The sequence below is a fragment of the Flavobacterium sp. UW10123 genome (genome assembly GCF_040538975.1).
In the GTDB taxonomy this organism is placed as follows: domain Bacteria; phylum Bacteroidota; class Bacteroidia; order Flavobacteriales; family Flavobacteriaceae; genus Flavobacterium.
On the sequence record NZ_JBEWQE010000006.1, the window covers coordinates 98,034 to 122,752 of the forward strand.

At 33.0% G+C, this 24,719-nt stretch carries 16 protein-coding genes; all 16 read left to right on the forward strand.

The annotated features are described in order from the left end of the window. Positions 1-83 precede the first annotated feature (83 nt). Entirely contained in the window at positions 84-3,098 is a 3,015-nt protein-coding gene (locus ABXT06_RS08635) for a tetratricopeptide repeat protein (protein ID WP_354590389.1), read from the forward strand. Between the two features lie 91 nt (positions 3,099-3,189). Beyond that, the gene (locus ABXT06_RS08640) at positions 3,190-4,053 is read left to right on the forward strand and encodes a PhzF family phenazine biosynthesis protein (RefSeq protein ID WP_354590390.1); all 864 of its coding nucleotides are present in this window, start codon (positions 3,190-3,192) and stop codon (positions 4,051-4,053) included. Between the two features lie 132 nt (positions 4,054-4,185). Then, positions 4,186-5,940, forward strand: coding sequence for a TonB-dependent receptor (locus tag ABXT06_RS08645; RefSeq protein ID WP_354590391.1), 1,755 nt, complete (start codon positions 4,186-4,188; stop codon positions 5,938-5,940). A 132-nt stretch (positions 5,941-6,072) separates the two neighbouring features. Beyond that, the gene (locus tag ABXT06_RS08650; RefSeq protein WP_354590392.1) at positions 6,073-6,603 is read left to right on the forward strand and encodes a GNAT family N-acetyltransferase; all 531 of its coding nucleotides are present in this window, start codon (positions 6,073-6,075) and stop codon (positions 6,601-6,603) included. Between the two features lie 65 nt (positions 6,604-6,668). Beyond that, on the forward strand, positions 6,669-7,118 hold the full coding sequence (locus ABXT06_RS08655) for a hypothetical protein (protein WP_111365260.1): 450 nt from the start codon (positions 6,669-6,671) through the stop codon (positions 7,116-7,118). 519 nt (positions 7,119-7,637) lie between these two features. Then, complete coding sequence (gene asnB / locus ABXT06_RS08660) at positions 7,638-9,311, forward strand: asparagine synthase B (RefSeq protein ID WP_354590393.1); 1,674 nt, start codon at positions 7,638-7,640, stop codon at positions 9,309-9,311. A gap of 309 nt (positions 9,312-9,620) precedes the next feature. Then, positions 9,621-11,234, forward strand: a complete 1,614-nt coding sequence (asnB, locus tag ABXT06_RS08665; protein WP_354590394.1) for an asparagine synthase B — start codon at positions 9,621-9,623, stop codon at positions 11,232-11,234. A gap of 322 nt (positions 11,235-11,556) precedes the next feature. Further along, positions 11,557-13,497: a DNA topoisomerase (ATP-hydrolyzing) subunit B gene (gene gyrB, locus ABXT06_RS08670; protein WP_223705167.1), complete on the forward strand. Its 1,941-nt coding sequence runs from the start codon at positions 11,557-11,559 to the stop codon at positions 13,495-13,497. Positions 13,498-13,610: 113 nt separating this feature from the next. Beyond that, on the forward strand, positions 13,611-14,546 hold the full coding sequence (gene mdh, locus ABXT06_RS08675; protein WP_278022377.1) for a malate dehydrogenase: 936 nt from the start codon (positions 13,611-13,613) through the stop codon (positions 14,544-14,546). 225 nt (positions 14,547-14,771) lie between these two features. Further along, complete coding sequence (secDF, locus tag ABXT06_RS08680) at positions 14,772-17,762, forward strand: protein translocase subunit SecDF (protein ID WP_354590395.1); 2,991 nt, start codon at positions 14,772-14,774, stop codon at positions 17,760-17,762. Between the two features lie 85 nt (positions 17,763-17,847). Then, a complete protein-coding gene (locus ABXT06_RS08685; protein ID WP_354590396.1) occupies positions 17,848-18,462 on the forward strand; it encodes an acyloxyacyl hydrolase in 615 nt (204 codons plus the stop codon). A 229-nt stretch (positions 18,463-18,691) separates the two neighbouring features. Next, entirely contained in the window at positions 18,692-19,690 is a 999-nt protein-coding gene (locus ABXT06_RS08690; protein ID WP_354590397.1) for a TssN family type VI secretion system protein, read from the forward strand. 10 nt (positions 19,691-19,700) lie between these two features. Continuing rightward, positions 19,701-20,567 (forward strand): hypothetical protein, encoded by an 867-nt coding sequence (locus tag ABXT06_RS08695; protein ID WP_354590398.1) that lies wholly within the window; start codon positions 19,701-19,703, stop codon positions 20,565-20,567. A gap of 15 nt (positions 20,568-20,582) precedes the next feature. Then, positions 20,583-21,062, forward strand: a complete 480-nt coding sequence (locus tag ABXT06_RS08700) for a DUF4280 domain-containing protein (RefSeq protein WP_354590399.1) — start codon at positions 20,583-20,585, stop codon at positions 21,060-21,062. Positions 21,063-21,076: 14 nt separating this feature from the next. Next, the gene (locus ABXT06_RS08705; protein ID WP_354590400.1) at positions 21,077-23,533 is read left to right on the forward strand and encodes a peptidoglycan DD-metalloendopeptidase family protein; all 2,457 of its coding nucleotides are present in this window, start codon (positions 21,077-21,079) and stop codon (positions 23,531-23,533) included. Then, positions 23,520-24,710: a hypothetical protein gene (locus ABXT06_RS08710; protein WP_354590401.1), complete on the forward strand. Its 1,191-nt coding sequence runs from the start codon at positions 23,520-23,522 to the stop codon at positions 24,708-24,710. Before ABXT06_RS08705 ends, ABXT06_RS08710 begins: the two co-directional genes overlap by 14 nt. Positions 24,711-24,719 lie beyond the last annotated feature (9 nt).

Consider the following 24,719-nt stretch of genomic DNA (forward strand, 5'->3'; position numbering starts at 1 on the left):
TAATTTGTTTATAATAAAACCTAAAAACGTTTCGTTATAAAGCGTATAAAATGATACATTTGAATACCTAAATATTAATCAAAATGCGTAAACTATCCAGGTTCTTTATATTCCAAATTCTCCTTACTTCAACAATAGTTTCAGCACAGAAATCGGCTATTTATACTTACGAATTAAAGGATTTTGACAAAGCACTGGCTTTATATAATGATAAACAATATGCTTCGGCTCAATTGATTTTTGAAAAAGTAAAATACAATGCAACTAACGAAGAGGTTCAGTCAGATTGTGCTTTTTATATTGCCAATTGCGCGATAAGAACCAATAAAGCAAATGCTGATGCTTTGGTAGAAAATTTTGTTAATGACTATCCAACAAGTACTAAACAAAATCAGGCTTATATAGAAGCTGCACAGTTTTTTTTCGAACAGGGAAATTATCCAAAAGCATTGCAATGGTTTGATAAAGTAGACGAAAGTTACATGAGTAAAACCGAATCGGATAAGTTTAACTTCATGAAAGGCTACAGCTATTTTAATGCTAAAAAGAAAAAAGAAGCCACCAATTATTTTAATAAAGTTGTAAACTCTAAAGAATATGGTTCTCAAGCCAAATATTACTTAGGTTTTATGGCTTATGAAGGTGACGATTATAAAGAAGCTACCAAATATTTTGATGAGGTTTCGGGTGAAGAAAAATACAAGGAAAAGCTTTCGTATTATCAAGCTGATATGAATTTCAAGCTGGGAAATTTTCAAAAAGCGATTGATTTAGGATTGGTAGCCATGAATAAATCGAACGATATTGAAAAATCGGAACTGAATAAAATTATTGGAGAAAGCTATTTCAACTTAAAGCAATACGGAAAAGCAATTCCGTATTTGGAGCAATATGCAGGTAAAAAAGGGAAATGGAACAATACCGATTTTTATCAGTTGGGTTACGCCTATTATGAGCAGAAAGACTACGAAAAAGCAATTTCTCAGTTTAATAAAATTATTGAAGGAAAAGATTTTGTTGCTCAGAATGCTTATTACCATTTAGGTTTAAGTTATTTAAATACGGGTAAAAAGCAAGAAGCTTTAAATGCTTTTAAAAACGCTTCTGAAATGGATTTTAATGCACAAATTCAAGAAGATGCTGCTTTAAATTACGCTAAACTAAGTTATGACATCGGAAATGCTTATCAGGCCGTTCCAGGTATTTTGTTAGATTTCTTGAAAAAATATCCGAACAATTCAAGCCGTGCAGAGGTAGAAAAACTTTTGGTTGATTCTTATATTTCTTCTAAAAACTATAAAGAAGCTTTGGCTTTGTTAGAAAAAAATAGAACTGCTGAAAACAAAGCGGCATATCAAAAAGTGCTTTTCTATCGCGGATTAGAATTGTATAATGAAAATAATTACCAAGAAGCGGGTAAAATGTTCAAAAGTGCTATCAGCGAACAAAAAACTCCTGAGTTTACAGCTCGTGCTACTTTCTGGAAAGCAGAAACAGAATATCTAAACGATGACATGCAGAATGCTTTGTTAACGTACAAGCAATTTGCTGGAATGGCTGCAGCAAAATCTACAGATGAATATAAAAACATCAATTACAATATTGGTTACACTTATTTTAAACTGAAAGAATACGATCAAGCGGCAAATTCTTTTCAAGCTCAGATCGATAATTCGCCTTCAGATAAAGTTCGTTTAAACGATTCTTATTTGCGTTTAGGAGATTGCCGTTTTGTGACTTCAAAATACAGTGCTGCAAACGAGGCTTATGCAAAAGCAATTGCGGCAAAAGGTGTAGATGCAGATTATGCGCAATTTCAAAAAGCACTTTCTTACGGATTTATGTCAAATAATACTAAGAAAATAGATGAGCTGAATAATTTCCTTCAGATGTACAAAAAGTCATCTTACCGTGATGATGCTTTGTTTGAGTTAGGAAATACTTATGTTGCAGAAAAGAAAAACGATCAGGCAATAAAAACGTATGATCAATTGATTTCTGAATTTAAAGATGGATCATTCACTTCAAAAGCAATTTTAAAACAAGGTTTAATTTATTACAATTCAGATCGCGATCAACTGGCTTTGACAAAATTTAAAAAAGTAGCTGCTGAATTCCCAAAAACGCCAGAAGCTTTAGAAGCAGTTGCAACAGCAAGATTGATTTATGTTGACTCAGGAAAAGTAGACGAATATGCAACTTGGGTTCGCACATTAGATTTCGTTGCCGTTACTGATGCAGAATTGGATAATGATACTTATGATGCAGCTTTCAAACAATACAGTCAAAACAATTCTAAGCAAGCGATTACTGGTTTTGCTGGTTATGTGTCTAAATTCCCTAACGGATTGCATGCGCTTGAAGCTAATTTCTATTTGGCACAGCTTACTTATGCAGAAGGTTCTGAAACAAAATCAATAGCAAATTATCAGTATGTAGTAGATCAGCCTAGAAATGAATTTACAGAGCAAGCCTTGAACAGATTGGCTCAGATTTATTTAAAAGCAAAAGATTGCGATAAAGCAATTCCGGTTTTAAAACGTTTAGAAAGCGAAGCAGATTATCCGCAAAACAAAACTTTCGCTCAAGCAAACCTAATGAAATGCTATTATGACAAAAAGGATTATGACAATTCGGTTACTGCAGCTGAGAAAGTTTTAGAAAATGCAAAATCAGATGCTGGTGTAAAAGCCGATGCTCAAATTATTGTAGCTCGTGCAGCAATTCAAACAGGAAATGAAGATAAAGCGAAAACAGCGTACGCGAAATTATTGACGACTTCAAAAGGAGAATTAGCGGCAGAAGCTCTGTATTATGATGCGTATTTTAAAACCAAAGAAGGTAAATATGACGCTTCAAATACCGCTGTTCAGAAATTAGCAAAAAGCTATTCGGCTTATAAATATTACGGAGCAAAAGGCTTAGTGTTAATGGCGAAAAACTTTTACGGATTAAAAGACAGTTATCAGGCAACTTATATTTTGGATAACGTAATCAACAATTTTACCGATTACCCAGATGTTGTAGAAGAAGCGAAACAAGAATTAAGTGCTATTAAAGCGGAAGAGTCAAAAACAAATTCGTCGATTAATAGATAGAAAAATAGAATAAAGAGCCAAGAAGCAAGATTATAATGAAAAGTCTTTTCTCTTGCTTCTTGTCTCTATTCTCTAAAAAAATAAGAAAGAAATGAGTTTACCTTTTTACATAGTTGATGTTTTTGCCGATAAGAAATATGCTGGAAATCAGTTGGCAGTTTTTATGAATGCGGAGAATTTGAGTTCGCAGGAAATGCAGAAGATGGCGCGCGAAATTAATTTTGCAGAAAGCACATTTGTAACGAAACTGGACAAAGAAAACAATAAAGCAGAAATAAGAATTTTTACTCCTGCTCACGAAATGCAGTTTGCGGGTCATCCGATCATTGGGACTTCATGGGTTTTGATGAATAAAGTATTTGAAAATGCTCTTAACGAAATAAAATTAGAAGTTCCGATTGGGCCAATTGCAATCAATAAAACAGAAGATTTGATTTGGCTAAAAGCAGCTCAGCCAAAGTTTTGGGATGTTTTTGCAAAAGAAGATTTTCCATCTTTCAGTAACTTAACAATTGATGATTTTGATAATCAATATTTGATACAAGAAGTGACTACGGGAAGTGCATTTGTAATTGTTCCGTTAAATAGCAAAAGAGCTTTAGAGAATTTGGTTTTAGATAAAGATAAAACCGATAAATGGTTGAAACAGCATTGTAAAACAGATCATAGAGCACTGTATTTTTATAGTTTTGAAGATTCGAAGTTGGCAACTAGAATGTTATGTATAGAAAATAATCAATTGGTAGAAGATGCAGCAACAGGAAGTGCAAGTACTTGTCTGCAAGCATATCTTTTAAAATATCATTCTCCTGAAATTGAAGTAACAAACCATCAGGGAGATTACATTGGTCGTCCTTCTGAAATCTATTTTAATGGAAAACTAAACGGAGATCTGTTTGATATTAAAATAGGTGGAAAAGCTCAGTTTGTGGCTAAAGGTGAGTGGGAAGTCTAGATTTAGAAAATAGAAGCAAGAACAAAGAGTCAAGATATTAGAAATAGAATAAAAAAGTATAGAGAAAAATTAAAGATAAAAGAGAAGTCTTTCTTCTTGGTTCTTTTTTCTATTCTCTTAAAATAAAGAAATATGAAATTAAATTGCCAGTATAAAATTATCATTTTACTAGTATTATTTGCTGTCCAGTTTTCGTTTTCGCAAGTGAAGAAAAATGAAAGTATCGGGACTGAAACTGTAAATGTAGTAAAACCGTATTCGCCAACTATTTCAGATGCTTTTAAAGTAAAAGAAACGCCTTTGCTTGACGATAGCGGGAATCAGCCGAAAGAAGTAATTAAATATAGTATTTTGTCTGTTCCTGTGGCTTCGACTTTTACGCCTTCTAAAGGAAAAGCTGAAGGTGTGGAAAAAGCTAAAAAAGAAAGATTGTTTAATAATTATGCTACAATAGGGCTTGGAAATTACAGCACTTTGAACGGTGAATTATTCGTGAATCAGGATTTAGGAAATAATGATTATGTAGCTGGAATGTTTCGTCATCATTCTTCTCAAGGCGGAATTAAAGATGTTGAATTGAATGATGAATTTTATGATACGTCAATTAATGTGGGTTATGGCCAAAACAATAGAGATAATACTTGGGGAGTCGATTTAGGATATCAAAATCAGATTTACAATTGGTATGGACTTCCGTCAGATTTTGGATTGACAATTCCGGACCAGCGTTATGATTTGGTAAACAGTATTAATCCGGATCACTCTTACAATACTATTTGGGTTGGTGGAAATGCCGAATTTAACGAAAGTATTTTCAGTAAACTTTCTACAAAATTCACCCATTTCTCAGACAGTTATTCTTCGTCAGAAAACAGATTTTATGTAAAGCCAACTTTTACAGTTGATGTAATGGATCAGGCAATTAAAACCAATGTAATTGTAGATCATGTAAGCGGTTCTTTTAAAAATAACTATTTTCAAGATAATACAGAAGCTTTAAAATACAGTTTTACAAATGTTGGAATCGAACCAAGTTTTGTAATCAATGAAAACGAGTGGACGTTAGAACTAGGAGCTGGAATTTATTACAGTGCAGATTCTGAAAATAGTGGCAATAAATTTTATTTCTATCCAAAAGTAAATGCTTCGTATAGACTGGTTGGCGATTTGATGATTTTCTACACTGGAGTAAACGGAGGTTTAAATCAGAATTCTTATGCTGATTTTGTAACTGAAAATCCGTTTTTGTCTCCAACTTTAAACATGCGTCCATCAAGTACACAATACAATGTTTTTGCTGGATTAAAAGGAAAATTGGCTAATAATGTAAATTATAACCTGACAGCTTCTTATTTAAATGAAAAAGATAAAGCACTGTTTAAAGCAAATGATTATACAGAAGTAATTACCAATGAAGATTATGCTTTCGGAAACTCATTTGGAGTAGTTTATGAAGACATTAGAACGTTCCGTTTCTACGGAGAATTAAAAGCTGATTTCTCTCAAAATGTAACTTTCGGAATCAACGGAACTTTTAATAGTTATAATACTGATAACGTAGTTGAAGCATGGAATTTGCCAACAATGAAATTAAGCTCGACTTTAGACGTTAATATTACTAAGCAGTGGTATGCAGGATTGAATGTGTTTTATGTTGGAGAAAGAAAAGATATGCAGACCAATACTTCTTTAGGAATAGATGCAACACCAATTACTTTAAAAAGTTATTTTGATGCTAATGCTCATGTAGGATATAAATTCAGCGAAAGATTAACGTTTTTCTTGAAACTGAACAATATTGGAAATCAAGCTTACGAAAAATGGTTGAATTATCCTGTACAAGGATTCCAAGTTTTAGGAGGCGCAAATTATAAATTTGATTTTTAAGACATCTTTGCCATAAAGATACCAGGGCACTAAAACATTTTAAATGAATGTGCCTTTTTTTTTCAGCCATGAGCTCATGAATTTTTTGGAGTAGATTCGTGAATTCGTGGCTGTTTTTTTTAATTTTATAAAATGGAAATTATATTACGTCAAGAAAATAAAAATGATTTTGAAAGTGTTTTTCAATTAATAGAAAAAGCTTTTGAAAAGGAAGAATACAGCGATCATAAAGAACAGTTTTTGGTGGAAAGACTGAGAAATTCTGAAGCCTTTATTCCTGAATTGTCTATTGTTGCGGAGCTTGACGATAGAATTATCGGCCATATTTTATTTACTAAACTAAGAATCAAAAACGATTCAAATTCGTTTGAATCTCTGGCACTTGCTCCAGTTTCAGTTTTACCCGAATTTCAAGGAAAAGGAATTGGTTCAAAACTTATTCTGTACGGGCATGAAGTTGCAAAAAGTCTAGGTTATAAATCAGTTATTTTATTAGGACATCAAGATTATTATCCAAGATTCGGATATGAACTCTGCGAAAAATACAATATCATAATGCCGTTTGATGTTCCAGCTGAAAACTGTATGGTAATAGCGTTGGCAGAAGACGGTTTAAACGATGTAAATGGAGAAGTGGTCTATCCAAAAGCTTTTTTCGAATAAAAATTTAGACAAAAAGAAAAACCTTTGCACCTTTGTCCCTTAGAACCTCAGTACCTTAAAAAAAAATGACTTTCAAAGAAAAAATATATTCTCACTATACTCAAATGGTTCAAGATAGAATTGATGTTTTTAAAGACATGATTTCAGGCTTGACCGAAGATTCAAAAAACGATGCAAAAGGTTCAGCTGGCGATAAACACGAAACAGCTTTGTCGATGATGCATATCGAACAGGAAAAATTGACGAATAAATTGAAGGAAGCGCTTGAGCAAAAAGCAATTTTAGATAAAATAGATCCGCTTAAAACGACAGAAAATATTGTTTTAGGAAGTCTGGTGAAAGCAAATGGGATTTATTTGTATGTGAGTGTTGCACTTCCAAAAATAGCGATTGACGGAATCAATGTCATTGCACTTTCTCCGCAATCTCCTTTGGGAAATCATTTAATGGGAAATAAAGCTGGATTTCAATTTGAAATAAATAAGACGCATTACACAATTCAAAGTGTTGAATAATGAATTCGTCTATGAACAATTTTGTCAAAGTTTTAAACTTTGACAAAGTTCTCTAAAGAATAGACATAAAGTAATTCCACAAATTTTATCATCCTGACGAAGGAAGGATCACACTAGAACCTCGATAAAGATTGGCGAACTAGTATGCGGAATTACTTGTGCGATCTTTCCTTTGTCAAGATGACAGATAAGATTTAAAATCTAGGTAACACTATATAAACAATAATTCCAGAACAATTTTCTATCTCTTCTTTACGAATCTTTAATTGATATCGAAATAACTCAAAATTTAATTCAAAAAACCGCTTTAAACTTTAAATTTGAAAGCAGTTTTGTGCTTAAAATTAAGGATTTAAAGTTTAAGCCTTTTTTTTAATACTAAAATTTTACATTTTATATGTAAATTGATTTTTTTGATTGATAATTGTAATTGATATTAGTATTTGTGTTTTTCAATTGTAACTAATATTACATCTTTGTCCTATCAAATTAAAATTTAAAAAATAAAAATATAAAATTATGTGTGGAATTGTATGTGCCTTTGATCTTAAACAAAAAGCCGAAGCGTTAAGACCTCAAGTATTAGAAATGTCAAAAATCATTCGTCACCGCGGACCAGATTGGAGCGGAATTTTCAGTAATGATAAAGCGATTCTTTCTCATGAGCGTTTGGCAATTGTAGATCCAGCGTCAGGAAAACAACCTTTATTTACTGAAGACAAGAAATTGGTTTTAGCTGCAAATGGTGAGATTTACAACCACAGAGATCTGCGTAAGCAATTTGCCGGAAAATACAACTTTCAGACTGAAAGTGACTGTGAAGTTATTTTAGCACTTTATAAAGAAAAAGGAGCAGATTTCGTAGATGAATTAAACGGAATTTTTGGATTTGCAATTTACGATGTAGATAAAGATGAATATTTTGTTGCTCGTGACCATATGGGAATTATTCCATTATATATTGGATGGGATCAGCACGGGACTTTCTACGTGGCTTCTGAGTTAAAAGCTTTAGAAGGATATTGTACAAAAATCGAATTATTCCCTCCAGGGCATTATTTATCAAGTAAAGACGGTGAATTTGTACAATGGTACAAAAGAGACTGGACAGAATACGATGCAGTGAAAGACAATGAAACTAGCATTCCAGAAATCAGAAAAGCATTAGAAGCTGCGGTTCATAGACAATTAATGAGTGACGTTCCTTACGGAGTTTTACTTTCTGGAGGTTTAGATTCTTCTATTACTTCGGCTGTAGCTAAGAAATTTGCTCAAAAAAGAATTGAGTCTGATGATACAACAGATGCTTGGTATCCGCAATTGCACTCTTTCTCTGTTGGATTAGAAGGATCTCCAGATTTAGCTGCAGCGAGAAAAGTAGCAGATCATATCGGAACTATTCACCACGAAATTAAGTTTACAATCCAAGAGGGGTTAGATGCAGTTCGTGATGTAATTTACAACCTTGAGACTTATGACGTAACTACAGTTAGAGCTTCAACTCCAATGTGGTTAATGGCGAGAGTGATTAAATCTATGGGAATCAAAATGGTTCTTTCTGGAGAAGGTGCAGATGAGTTGTTTGGAGGATATTTATATTTCCACAAAGCACCAAACGCTAAAGAGTTCCACGAAGAAAACGTTCGTAAATTAGGAAAACTTCACATGTACGATTGTTTACGTGCAAACAAAAGTTTAGCGGCTTGGGGAATTGAAGGTCGTGTTCCATTCTTGGATAAAGAATTTATGGATGTTGCCATGCGTATCAACCCGCAAGATAAAATGATCAACAAAGAACACCCGATGGAAAAATGGGTAGTTCGTAAAGCTTTTGAAGATATGCTACCAGAAAGTGTTGCTTGGAGACAAAAAGAGCAATTTTCTGATGGAGTAGGATACAGCTGGATTGATACTCTGAAAGAAGTGGTAGCTAGAGAAGTTTCAGATGAGCAATTGGCAAACGCAAGATTCAAATTCCCATTGCAGACTCCAACTTCAAAAGAAGAGTATTACTACCGTTCAATTTTTACTGAACATTTCCCAAGTGATGCAGCAGCGTTATGCGTGCCTCAAGAAGCGAGTGTGGCTTGTAGTACAAAAATTGCTTTGGAGTGGGATGAAGCTTTCAAAAACATGAACGATCCATCAGGAAGAGCTGTAGCAAGTGTTCATGATGACGCTTATGTAAAATAATTAAGAGTTTAATTTTTAGAATTAGTATATATTGCTGAAAGACGTTCTTTTATGAGAGCGTCTTTCTTGTCTAAAAAAGTTTCTGTATTTCAATATGTTAAAATAAAAAGTTTTGGTAATCGATTAAAATTTATTTGATGTTTGACTTTCGTTGAAATAAAAGTTAAACCATGAAATTTTAGGATGCAAAATGTAAGAAAGCAGAAAATAATATTTAGTTTTGCTTTTAAGCAGAAATTTTAATGATTTTTTAATGTACAGCTTGCTTAGGCTTGGTACATCAGAATAAAAATAAAAAAATAGAATAGTATGTCTGGATTGTTAGCCGTTATTGGCAAAGGAAAAGACCCCAAGCTTGTAAAAGAACTTTCTGAGAGAATGTCACATCGCGGACCTGATGAAAGCGATATTCATATTATGGAAAATGGCAGTATACTTTGTCATGAAAGTCTGTCGATTATTGATCTTAATTCGGGGAAACAGCCAATTCAAGGAACCAGTAAAGCTTGGATGGTGCATGATGGAGAAATCTACAATTATAAAGAGCTTAAAAATACAGTTTTAAAGGGTCATGCCTTCAGAACAGAATCGGATTCAGAGGTAATTGTACACTTGTATGAAGAATTTGGATACGATTTCTGTAATAAATTGGATGGAGATTTTGCTTTTGTAGTTATTGATGGCGATAAATATATTGCTGGTCGCGATCCGATTGGGGTGAAACCTTTGTATTATGGTTTAGATGAAAGAGGAAGAATTTATTTTTCTTCAGAAATGAAATCTATTGCAGATCAGTGCAAATCATTTTCTACTTTTCCTCCAGGACATTATTATACAGCAAAAACAGGTTTTGTAAAATACTATCGTCCAGAATACGAGGATCATAAAAATGCAACTCACCCATTAGATTTAGAATTGATTCGTGAAAGTCTGATTCAGGCAACACGCAAACGTTTATTGGCTGAAGTGCCTTTAGGGGTTGTATTGTCAGGAGGTTTGGATACTTCGTTGATTTCGGCAATCACTTCAAGATTGCTAAAAGAAAAAGGAGAGAAACTGCATTCGTTTTCTATCGGATTGGATGCTAATGCGCCAGATAACGTTGCGGCAAGAAAAGCAGCAGAATTTTTAGGAACTGAACATCACGAAATTCATTTTTCTGTTGAAGAAGGAGTTAAAGTTTTAGAAAAAGTAATTTATCATATAGAAACTTACGATATTATTTCGGTAAGATCGGGTGTTCCAATGTATTTGCTTTCTAAAGCTATTGCAGATCAAGGTATAAAAGTAATATTGTCAGGCGAAGGGGCAGATGAAGTTTTTGGAGGACATTTGTATTTTAGAAATGCACCTTCAGAAGAGGAATTTCAGGATGAAACTATAGAGCGAGTGCAAAAGCTGTTTACAGCCGATTTGCTACGTGCAGATAAAACAACAATGGCAAATGGTTTAGAAGTGCGTATTCCATTTCTAGACACAGAATTTTTAGATGTTGCCATTCGAATTAAAACAGAAGAAAAACAGCCAAAAACATATGATGGTGTTGAAAAATACATTTTAAGAAAAGCTTTTGATACTGAAGACGCTTATTTGCCTTCAGAAGTTTTATGGCGTCAGAAAGAGCAATTTTCTGATGGTGTAGGATATAATTGGGTAGATGAGTTGATCGAATATTGTGCATCGCAGGTTACAGATGAACAGTTGGCAGGCGCAAGTACAGAATTCCCGTATAATTCTCCTACGACTAAGGAAGCTTATTTGTACAGATCGATTTTCCATAAATACTATCCACAGGTCAGTGCGGCGCAAACCGTTCGAAAATGGATACCAAAATGGCAGGAAAACCTCGATCCGAGCGGAAGAGCAAATGCAGCCCATTTAAATGGAAATTTTGAACCTGTAAAAACTACTGTTATTGCTTAAAAGGTAAAATTCCAAATTCAAAGTTGGAATCGATATAGAAAAAACCGAAATGCGTTAAAATGCATTTCGGTTTTTTGATTTTAGAATTTCAAAACGAGAATTTGGAATTTTAGAAAGAGTGGGTTTTTTACGTTATTTCCATTTTTAGAATTTGGAATTTAGGAAAATTAGAATTTAAATTCATTTTTGGCTTTATTTTTTAGTTTTTCAGACAATTGTGTTGATAACTTAAGTGCTTTAAGTCGTAATTTACTGGGTATATAGCTCGCGTTTTTATATATTTGCGTGTTAGACATTAATTACATTTTTTAGAATAAATTATATGAGCGAAGAAATCAAGAAGAACAATTATTCAGCAGATAGTATTCAGGCATTAGAAGGGATGGAGCACGTAAGAATGCGTCCGTCGATGTATATTGGTGATGTAGGGGTTCGAGGACTACACCATCTGGTTTACGAGGTTGTTGATAACTCTATTGATGAGGCGATGGGAGGACATTGTGATGCTATTAGTGTCTCAATAAATGAAGATGGTTCGGTAACAGTTGAAGATAACGGTCGTGGTATTCCTGTTGATTTACATAAAAAAGAAGGAGTTTCTGCACTTGAGGTTGTAATGACTAAAATTGGTGCCGGAGGTAAATTTGATAAAGACTCTTATAAAGTTTCAGGAGGACTTCACGGTGTTGGGGTTTCTGTAGTAAATGCACTTTCGGTTCATATGAAATCGACTGTTTTTAGAGAAGGAAAAATCTATGAGCAAGAATACGAAAGAGGAAAATCATTATATCCTGTTAAACAAATTGGAGAAACAGAAAAAAGAGGTACTCGCCAAACTTTTTTTCCAGATGATACAATCTTTACTCAAACTACTGAATTTTCATATGACACACTTTCAGCGCGTATGCGTGAGCTTTCTTTCTTAAATAAAGGAATCACAATTACGTTTACAGATAAGAGGGAAGTTGATGAAAAAGGCGAATTCAGAAGTGAAGTATTTCACTCAGATGAAGGTCTTAAAGAATATATTCGCTACTTAGATGGTAACCGTGAGCCAATTGTTTCTCATGTTATCAGTATGGATAATGATAAAGGCGAAATTCCAGTTGAGGTTGCCTTAATCTACAATACGAGTTATACAGAGAATATTTTCTCTTATGTAAATAATATCAACACACACGAAGGAGGAACGCACTTACAAGGTTTTAGAAGCGGTTTGACAAGAACGCTTAAAAAATACGCGGATGCTTCTGGGTTGTTAGATAAATTAAAATTCGAAATCGCTGGAGATGACTTCCGTGAAGGATTAACAGCAATTATTTCGGTAAAAGTATCTGAGCCTCAATTCGAAGGTCAGACAAAAACAAAACTTGGAAATAGAGAGGTTGTTTCTCCAGTTTCTCAAGCGGTAGGAGAAATGCTAGAAAATTATTTGGAAGAAAATCCAAATGATGCAAAATTAATTATCCAAAAAGTAATCTTAGCAGCGCAAGCACGTCACGCAGCAAAAAAAGCTCGTGAAATGGTACAGCGTAAAACCGTTATGGGCGGTGGCGGATTGCCAGGAAAATTATCAGACTGTTCTGAGCAAGATCCTGCAAGATGTGAGGTTTACCTTGTCGAGGGAGATTCGGCTGGTGGAACAGCAAAACAAGGACGTGATCGTAACTTTCAAGCGATTCTTCCATTACGTGGTAAGATTTTGAACGTTGAAAAAGCGATGCATCATAAAGTATTCGAAAACGAAGAGATTAGAAATATCTTTACCGCGCTAGGAGTTACAGTAGGAACTGCAGAAGATAGTAAAGCATTAAATCTTGAAAAATTAAGATATCATAAGGTAATCATCATGTGTGATGCCGATGTCGATGGTAGCCACATTTCTACCTTAATATTAACGTTCTTCTTCCGTTTCATGAAAGAGCTAATCGAAGAAGGTCATGTTTACATTGCAGCACCACCTTTGTACTTAGTTAAAAAAGGAAATAAAAAAGAATACGCTTGGAATGATGTTCAGCGTGATCAGGCTAACGAAAGAATGGGAGGAAGTGCCAATATCCAACGTTATAAAGGTCTTGGAGAGATGAACGCGGAGCAGTTATGGGAAACCACAATGGATCCGAACTTCAGAACTTTACGTCAAGTAAACATTGATAGTTTGGCAGAAGCTGACCAAGTTTTCTCTATGCTAATGGGAGATGAAGTACCGCCTCGTAGAGAATTTATCGAGAAAAATGCAGTTTATGCAAATATTGATGCATAAAATGAAAATTTAATAATTCCAATTCGTTTAATTGTTTAAATTTACTAGACAATTAAACGAATTGTCTTTTTAAAGAATAGACAAATAAATTAATAACCGATAAAGTAAAAAATATGAAAGTTACCATTGTAGGAGCAGGAAATGTTGGAGCTACATGTGCAGATGTTATTTCTTATAGAGGAATTGCTAGCGAAGTAGTATTGTTGGATATTAAAGAAGGTTTTGCCGAAGGTAAAGCATTGGATATTACACAATGTGCGACAAATACTGGTTTTAATACTAAAGTATCTGGCGTTACCAACGATTATTCTAAAACTGCAGGAAGTGATGTAGTAGTAATTACATCAGGAATTCCGAGAAAACCAGGAATGACAAGAGAAGAATTAATCGGCATCAATGCAGGAATTGTGAAAACAGTTGCTGAAAATGTATTGAAGTATTCTCCAGATACAATTATTGTTGTAGTTTCCAATCCGATGGATACGATGACGTATTTGGCTTTAAAAGCTACAGGTCTTCCAAAAAATAGAATTATTGGTATGGGAGGAGCTTTAGATAGTTCTCGTTTTAGAACGTATCTTTCATTAGCTCTAGATAAACCGGCAAATGATATTTCGGCAATGGTAATTGGAGGTCATGGAGATACAACTATGATTCCGTTAACGCGTTTAGCGTCTTATAATGGAATTCCAGTATCTCAGTTTCTTTCAGAAGAAGTATTGCAAAAAGTTGCTGCAGATACAATGGTAGGAGGAGCAACTCTTACAGGACTTCTAGGGACTTCTGCTTGGTATGCGCCAGGAGCTTCTGTTGCATATTTAGTAGATAGTATTTTGAATGATCAGAAAAAAATGATTGCATGTTCTGTTTTTGTAGAAGGAGAATATGGTCAAAATGATATCTGTATAGGAGTGCCGTGTATAATTGGTAAAAACGGTGTAGAAGAAATTCTAGATATAAACTTAAACGATCAGGAAAAGGCTTTGTTTGCTAAAAGTGCAGATGCAGTTCGTAGTATGAATGATGCTCTAAAAACGATTTTAGTATAATAAAAACGGCAAAAAAGAAAAAAAGCTGCACTTTTGCAGCTTTTTTTTTGAGATTAATTAATAAATAAATTGGTTAGTATTTTCGTTAATTATATATTTGCTCGGTTTAAAAAAAAATTGGTAATTCGTGATCTCGTTTTTTTGTTTTAAAAAATCATGTCAGGGCTTATTTTATGGGACTTTAAAACAAAAACAAAAATAAAACATAATTAATTTTTAGTAATAATGCAGAATAAAGGACTTATTAAATTTTTCGCAATTCTATTTGCATTGGTAAGTATTTACCAACTATCATTCACTTTTGTGGCAAATGGTGTCAAAAGTGAAGCTAAAGCTTTTGCAGGAGATAATCCTGATAAAGAGCTGAAATATTTAGATTCTATTGGTAAAGAAAAAGTATTAAACCTTGGTTTTACTGATTTCACTTATAACGAAGTGAAAAACAAACAGCTTAATAAAGGTCTTGACTTAGAAGGAGGAATCAATGTAATTCTTCAAATTTCTATTAAAGATGTATTAAAAGGTTTGGCTAATAATTCTAAAAATCCAGTTTTTAATAAATCATTAGCTGATGCATCTGCAAATTTAGAAGGAAACAAAACGTATTTAAATAAGTTTTTTGAAGCTTTTGAAGCAAATTCAAAAGGTTCTGTAAAATTAGCATCTCCAGATATTTTTGCTAACAGAAGTCTTCAAGGAGAAGGTGGAGTAGACTTTCAAATGTCTGACGCGCAAGTTCAAAAAGTTATCAAAAGAAAAGTTGATGAATCTGTTGAAAGTGCTTTTAAAGTATTAAGAGAGCGTATCGACAAATTTGGTGTTACACAACCAAACATCCAAAAATTAGGAGAAACAGGAAGAATCTTAGTAGAGCTTCCAGGTGCTAAGGATGTTGATAGAATTAAAAAATTATTAGGTGGAAAAGCTCAATTAGAGTTCTGGGAAACTTTCAAAATTGAAGAAATTGGTAATTTCTTAGTATCAGCAAACGAAGCTTTAAAGAAAACAGAAGTTAAAAAGACAGAAACTAAAACTGTTGCTAAAGATTCATTAAATGCATTATTAACAGATGCAAAAGATTCTTCAGAAGTTAAAAAGGGAAACAATCCTTTATTCGATAAAATTATCGGTAATGGTGGTGGACCAGTTTTAGGATATTTTGCTCCTAAAGATACTGCTACTATCAATGAGTATTTCAAAAGACCAGAAATTAGAGTATTATTGGCTGCTGACCAACACTATGCAAAATTTGTATGGAGCAAGCCAACAACTATAAAAGACCCTAAAGCTAAAGACGTAAAAAGTGCAGCTGATATTGAAGTTGTAGAATTATATGCTTTAAAAGGAAACAGAGACAATAACCCAGCAATGAGCGGTGGTGTTGTAACTGATGCAAAAGATACTTTTGACCAAATGGGTAAACCAGCTGTTTCTATGCAAATGAACAGCCAAGGAGCTAAAGTTTGGGAAGAATTGACAGGAAGAGCATTTGCTCAAAAAAGCTACATTGCTATTGTATTAGATGATATCGTATATTCTGCTCCAGGTGTAACAAGCGGTCCTATTGCTGGAGGAAGATCTGAGATTACAGGTTCATTTGATGTTGCTGAAACTAAAGATTTAGCTAACGTATTAAATGCAGGTAAATTACCAGCTTCTGCAGATATTATCCAATCAACTGTTGTAGGTCCATCTTTAGGACAAGCAGCTATTGATGCAGGTACAATTTCTTCTGTATTAGGTTTCTTATTAGTTTGTGTTTGGATGGTATTCTATTATGGTAAAGCTGGTTGGTATGCAAACCTTGCTTTATTATTAAACTTACTATTCTTATTCGGAATTATGGCAAGTTTTGGTTTTGTATTGACATTGCCAGGTATTGCAGGTATCGTATTAACATTAGGTACTGCGGTAGATGCGAACATTATTATCTACGAAAGAGCGAAAGAAGAATTACGTGAAGGAAAATCACTTTCTGAAGCAGTTCAAGCTTCTTACGGATGGCATGGTGCAATGCGTTCTATTATTGATGCTAACGTTACTCACGTTTTAACTGGAGCTATCTTATTCATTTTTGGAACAGGTCCTATCAAAGGTTTCGCATTGACATTATTAATTGGTATCGTAACTTCATTGTTTACTTCTATCTTTATTGCTAGAATTTTCATTGACAGAAATATTGCAGGAAAAGCAGATTTAACTTTCTCTACAAATATTACTAAAAACTGGTTTACAAACTTCCACTTTGACTTTATCAAAATCAAAAAATTCACTTATATCTTCTCTTCTATTGTAGTTGTAGTAAGTTTAGTTTCTATCTTCTTCGTTAACGGATTAGATGAAGGTGTTGATTTTGTTGGAGGAAGAACTTTCCAAGTTAAATTCGAAAAACCAGTTGATGCAACTGCAGTTTCAGATGAATTATCTGCTGCTTTTGGAACTCCGGTTGAAGCTAAAATTTTAGGTGATGATGATCAATTGAAAATCACTACTAAATATAAAATTAAAGAAGATGGTGTTGCTATCGACGAGGAAGTAAACCAAAAATTATATGCTTCTTTACAAAAGTATTTCCCAAATACAACTTACGATAAATTCATCAACTCTTTTGACGGTAAAAAAGTTGGAGTATTGCAAGCTTCTAAAGTAGGTGCTTCTATCTCTGAAGATATTAAGACAAACTCTTACTGGGCGGTTCTTGGTGCAATGGCAGTTATTTTCTTATACTTAATGGTATCTTTCCGTAAATGGCAATATTCATTAGGTGCGATTGCAGCTGTTGCGCACGACGTAATCTTCGTATTAGGAATCTACTCTTTATGCTACAAATTCATGCCATTCCACATGGAAATGGATCAGCACTTTATCGCTGCGATCTTGACTGTAATTGGTTACTCTATGAACGATACGGTAATTGTATTTGACAGGGTAAGAGAGTTTATTATCGGAAACCGTAAAGGTAGTTTCGAAGATATCGTAAACGCTTCTATTAATACTACATTATCTAGAACATTGAATACTTCATTAATGATGATTATCGTATTATTAACGATGTTTATCTTCGGTGGAGAATCTATCAGAGGATTTATCTTCGCTATGTTAATTGGTATTATTGTTGGTACTTACTCTTCATTATTTATCGCTACGCCAGTATTGGTTGACACGATTTCAAGTGATGAGAAACACACAATTGAAGACAAACACAATAAGGCATAATTAAAATCCTTATTTATATAATAGAAAGATCCAGTGAAAACTGGATCTTTTTTTTATGTTTGCATCTGCCAATCCAAAACGAATTATGATCCAAAAACTAAGATTTTTTGTAATTGCTTTATTTGTTGTTTTTAAGCTTCATGCGCAAGAGAAAAGCAGTAATTATAGAGTAGGTTTAAGTTATGGATTCGGAAGTGAATTTAGTAATACCGATTATACTTTTGAGAATCATTTTTACAAAGTGCAATTGTATTATAAAATCAAAGAATCTAGAAATTTTAAATATGAAGTTTTAGTTCAGCCCGAAATCAATTTTGGAAAACACCAGCTGTTGAATTATTATTTTGTAAAACCAGAGAAACCCAATTTCGAGCAAAAAAGAATAGAATATATGAAACTGAAAGACGTAAGGGAGTATGTTTTGAATCTCGGTTTCATAGTTAGAAAACCAATTGGTAGGATGTTTTCGGTATATGCATTAGGAAGCGTTGGGCCTCTTATTACAGATACAGAAACAGAGAGAATGTCAAAAGGATTCGCTTTTGCTGATGTTTTAGCGCTTGGTTTTGCCGTAGATTATAATCGGTTTCAGTTTGATTTGCGTCCTAGCGTAAGGCATGTTTCTAATGCGGGTTTAGGAAGCAGTAATGCTGGGTATAACACGAAGAATATCGAATTTGGTATTTCGTATCAATTATAAAGAATTTTATTTGAGGTTAATATATTTATCTTGATTCGTTGAAATAATAATTAATTATAAAAAGCTTAAAAGGATTTATTCCTTTTTATTGTTTGTAAAATTAAAAATGAAAGAAAATTTTTATTTTTTTAATTTTAAAATGAAATAAAAAGATTACATTAGTTCCGAAAAAATGATCTTAAAAATCAGTTATTTACTGTTTTTTAAGAATGATTAAAATCATACTAAAATGATTAAAAAGAACTTAATAAATCTAATTGATGTCAATATCATAATATATTTAATTGTGATAATTGCGCTTAGTGGTATCCTTACCTTACTTATTAGCGATAAAATAAAAGACTTTGCAAAAGAGTATAAAAAGAAATTCTATGCCTATGCTTTGATATTGGCATTGATTTATGCTCTTATTGCATTTTTAGGTCATAATAAGCGATTTACAAACCTTAGTCAGGAACTTTTTTTTTATCAGATAACATCTTTGCTGTTTGGAATTCTTCATGTTTGGATTTATCGTAATTATTTTCAGGAATTCAAGCTAAAAAGTTTTACCGTTGAGCTCCTTTTTGCGGTCGTTACCCCATTATATTCTAGCCTGCTGTTTGCTATTATTTATACAGCCTTAAACGGCATAAATTTTACTTTTATAATGTGCGGCCATTTTATACTATTCGTAGTTCCTACTGCCATTGATAAAGCATTTTGTTTTATGATGCTGATACCGTCAAAAAAAATCATTACATGGTCACCTGATAAATCTTATAAAAAAATTGAGAGTGATGAAATGAAAGGCATTTTATTGATTACAATCTTAATAAAAAAAGAATACAGTCACGAAAAATATATTTCCATAAGAGCAAAAGCTCCTGTGAGCGTCAAATTTGGACGTTTGTTTTTTCTTGCAGTAAATGGATATAACCAAAGTAATCCAGAAAATCAGATTGAAGTAATGATGCCGAACAGACAAAATTACAATTGGGTTTTCTATCCTCAATCCAAATGGTATGAAAAAACAAAATATGTCGATGCTTTAAAGGACATGGAATCTAATTTAATTAGCGAAAACTCGGTAATAATATGTGAACGTAAAACGGAGAAAAATGCTCCTCTGGAAAAAGAAAAAACACCAGATGCTAAAATATACAACACTGATTCGCACAACGAAGATTTAGAACAAAAAAAGATTGATGAATTAAAAGAGCTAGAAGAAGAAGGACCTATAAAATAATAGAATGCAAATGAAAAAAGAAGATGACAAAGAAAAGAAGAAAAAACCTGTTTTATTTGTAAGTCACGATAATGTCCTTCCTTTTACCCCTTTTGAGCTCAATCACAGCTATTCGGTTTTGTATACAATTGAAAAGGACGGAAAAAAACAGACCCTAAAACAAAATTTCAGTCTGTTAAGATTGAAACCCGATACCCAACAAGACAATTATCATTTTATTGAGATCAATAAAACTTCAGAACTATTAATAGACGGAGAACCAATTGATACAAGAGTATACACGGTCGCAGAAAAGACTGCAGAACTTCTGTTTCCTTTACGAATAGTTGTAAATAAATACGGCAAATGGATAGATTTAAATAGTTATGACAAACTAAAAGAACGCTGGGAAAAACAAAAATACAGCATTAGGGAATTGTTTGATGGGAAAACTTTTGTGCAGCTTACTAAAAATATTGAAAGTGCAATTGAAGATAACAGCTTATTGGTAAAACTTCTATCTGGAAACTGGTTCTTGAGGGCTTATTTTAACGGAATACATAGAGCCTACACTCAAAATTTTGAAACGGAACGAAAATTATATTTTCCTGTAATTGCCCAAACCGAAGATTTGGAGTTTTTAATTTCTGAAAAGGTGAATCCGTATCTCAACGATCTAAATCAGATTGAAATAACCCAAAACGGAAAATCTGAAGACAAAAATGGCGAAGAATATTACCAAGCTCAATATTTTTTGAATCCTAATAATTATCTCATAGAAGAACTGCATTTGGAATGTGATTTAATTGATATGAAGCGAAAAATTACAGTTGAAGTTAAAAATTTAGACGAGAGCAAAATTACTGTAGATAGTAGGATGTCACTTTTAGTAGAATAATAAAAAATTAAGATTATGGAGAAATATGTTGTTGTAGATGGCGCTGCGTGCAAATGCAAGTTCAGCGAAGACCAAGATGCTACTGATATTTTAGTTGTAAAATCTCAAAAGAAACACTTTGCGAACGACAAAGGAGCCAATAAAAAACTCATAGCCACAACCAAAGATATCAATCAAACCTTAAAGAGTGGCACTTTTGGCAAATGCACTTTACAGCCTACTTCAAGTGGTAATAAACCCTGCATGGCGACCATAACCCTGTGGGACGATCCTTACGAGAAAGTAACATTGAGCAATCAAGGCAAAATTTTGATAGAAGACAGTAAAGCGGGATGTCCTATAGGCGGACCAAAATGCATAGAAATTTTTAAACATGGACAGATAGCCGAACTAGGAAGTCAGCAGATGCAAAAAGCAGATCGTGATGTTTTAAAGCAGATTAATCCTTTGTTAAATCCTGATGAGTCAGAAGACCAGCTTCCTGATTGTTATTAAAATAGTACAAAATTATGAGCAAAGTAAAAATATATGGCAATCCCAATCCTGTGATAGGGATAAAAGAATATTACTCTATACATGATTTTTTTGGCAGTTCTGCTCCATCAAAATTCATTGATCCAATAGAAAATATACCTGACGAAAATATCAAATGGAGTGTCTGGATATTATTGGGAAAGGAATGGGTAAAAATGACCAAAAACAATAAGACAGGTGCCACCGTTGAGTATACATTTACCCAAACCAGCCTTACCCGCAAAGGAATCAGGATGCTTGTTGATGCCAACGGCGAAAAAGCAGTTTTGGATATTAAAACCAAAAATAATGCAGAAAGCAAGATTCTATATGTAGAAATTCTTGACAACCTTGGAAAAAAGCCTACTAAACTATTTAGCTATGGCGAAACCATTACAGCTCGCGTGCATTGCCTAAATATGGAAAAATTTCGCATAAACGTTACTTTATGGGAAAATGACGGAGGCAAAAAAGACCTTTCTGACATTAGTATTGAAACAAAAGAAGCCAATGTTTTGAAAGGTATAGCCGATGTCAAATTTACTTTTGATACCAGAAAGGCATGGCTTGCCAATGCAAAAACGGCTCCCAACGAGTCAAGCGAAGGTGCATTTCATGAATATTATGTAACCGCTGAGTTTTACAAAAAAGTTTCGAAACCTACACAAGACATTAACGTCATCAATCCAGATTATAAAGTAGATATACTTTCAAAAACTTCTTCTTCTAAACCATCTGAAAAAGAAACTAAAAAAACATCTCCTGCAGAACAAAAAGGCCCTTCTAAAAAAGAAACCAGAGGAATAGCAAAAGCTGATAGAAAAGCGCATGATTATCAGGAACAGAAAGTTGATGTAAAAAAAGAAATCTGGAAAGATCCGTTTGTTGAAAAGATTAATAGTTACTTGACCGTTAATATTGGCGGGTATTGGGTAGATAAAAGTAAAGAAAAACATGTCTGTCCCAATTGTATTAAAGATATTAAAGTGGACAGTTCTCAAGATGATTTAAAAGAAATATTCCCAGATACCACTTTCAGTATGCGTAAAGTTGTCGCTGATACATACAATAAATATATGAAAGATTTAAATATGGATAATTGTTGGAGCAAAGCGCATTTTTTTGCACAGGCAAGGATTGAAGTAGGAACATCTTTGATTATAAAAAAAGCAGAAAGTATGAGTTATGCTGTTGAAAATTTACCAAAGAATTTTACAGCATTTAGCAGCAGTGGCGAATTATATGGAGCCCCAAATGAATTAGCCTTTAAATATGGCCGAATTGATAAGGATAATTTAGAGTATCTACAAAAAAAATATAATAAGCCACGTCTTATAAATCAGAAATCTAATGAAGAAGCAATAGCTAACATAGCATATGCAGATAGAAATCGAAGTGCTAAATTTAGAGTTGGGAATGTACAAGATGGAGATGGATGGCGTTTTAGGGGCAGGGGAATGATTCAATTAACTGGTAGAGGAAATTATGAATCTGCCAATGTTTATACTTTAAAACTAGCTGGAAAAAACATTATTGATACTGATGCTGGGGCAAAATCAGTAGAAAATGAAGATTTAGCGGTATTGACCTCAATGGCTTATTTTAATTATAGGAAGAATAAAAAAGGGATTCAATTGTATAAATTAACTCGTGGAGAAAGAGATGCAAAAGGAATTATTTGCCCAGAAATAGGTGCGAACGCAAGTATGGGTAATGGAAAAATGAATTATTCTGAAAAACAAGATTCATTTGATAATATAACATCGAAGGTGTTTAAAATTGATGAGTGTAAATGGAAAGCAGAAAATATGGGTACAGGAAAATGGCATGAACCTGTAGATAACCCTATTTCAACTCTTTATATGCAAGGTGGTGGTGGTGGAAAATTAGGTGAACATTGGGGATTATTTGGAAATACTAGAAATGGTAGTATACATCAAGGTTTAGATTTGTTTGTTGTGCCAGGAAGTAATGTGTATGCATGTGCTGAGGGAGAAGTCTATGAGTCTAAAGTTCATACAGGATATGGAAAAACGGTTACAATTAAAGTAACTGATAAAGAAGCTTTTTATAATCATAGAAGAGAATATAAAGCATTGTATTCAAATGAAGGAGAGAAAATTCAGGGCTCCCATTTTGATAAAAAACAAGATATATATCTATTCTATGCTCATTTGAGAAAGGTAAATGTAACAAAAGGACAGAAAGTTGAAGTAGGAAAAGTGATAGCTACTAGTGGTGTATCTGGTGTGGTAACGGGTACGTGTGCTCCGCATTTGCATTTTGAAATATTTACTACTGTATATGCAGTGGGTATGAAGCTGAATTATAGATGTAACCCTGGGTTTTATGTGCATTTTAAAGGAGCATCCGAACAATCTATTGAAGAAAAGAATTTACAAAAGGAAATAGCCGAAAAAGGAAAAATAAATGAAATTAATGGAAAAGACTAAATTATTCAAGTTCATAATGGTATTTGTTATATCAATTACCTTGTTAAGTTGTAAAAACGATGATAAAAAAGAGAACTTAAAAACCGAAATAATAAATTCACAAGATTATAAAGAGGTTATTTTTACAAAAAGTTATAAAACAACTGGCGATATAAGAGAATTAAATATTCAATACAACAATTTTCTACTTAAGTTTCGATTTATAGAAGATATAACGTTATTACAATTTGTTGTTGATGGTGAAAATGTTTCTGATTGGAAACAAATTTTATTCAATTTTGAATATTTACCTGATAATTACGATGGAATTCGATTATTATTTGATGAAAAAAAATCGAAAGGAATATTATTGTTACCTGGTTACACCGAACAATATCCAAATTTAATTGCGTATGAATTTGATGAAGATCATTTTTCATATTTAAACAATTTTAATATAAAAGATGAGGATTTAAATAAAATTTCTTTTGAAAATTTAAATAAAGAATGGAAAAAAGGCTCTTTTAAGTTAACTAAAAAATCAGACAAATATATTTTAACTTTTTGTGATGTTTCAAAAAAGAATATTTTAAATTTTGAAAGTTCTGTATTCAATGATCTTTTGCCAGAAACAGAGATAAAAAAATATATTGATAAAGTTACAAAATCAGAAAAGGCTAAATCCAATCGTAATTATAGTTTGTCTGAATTTTTAGAAGATATAAAGAAGAAAGGTCTTGAACGTTTTTTCGAAAAAAAATGTGATCTTAATCAAGATAATCTCGAAGATGAAATTTATGTTTTTTGGGATAGTAAAGAGGAAAAATTTCTTGTTTATATTGTTCTCTTGAATGAAGATTCATCTGTTCAAAAAACGTTTGAGAATGAAAATATACTTACTCCACCTGCGCCAAACTCTACAGGTACAGGACTTAATGGTATAAAATGGAATAATTATGATTTTACTTTCGTTGATAATATTTCTGAAGGACCTACACAAACCAGATTCATAACATTTCAATATGATAAAATAAATAAACAGATAAAACTTCAAAAATATAGTATAGTAACAACATATGCAGATGAATCAAAAAATTGGGAGAATACATTTACAACAAATAATTTTGGAGAAGTACAATTCATAGATTACGATAGTAAGACTATTGATGATTTATGTAATAATAAAAATAGTAGATAATACTAACAG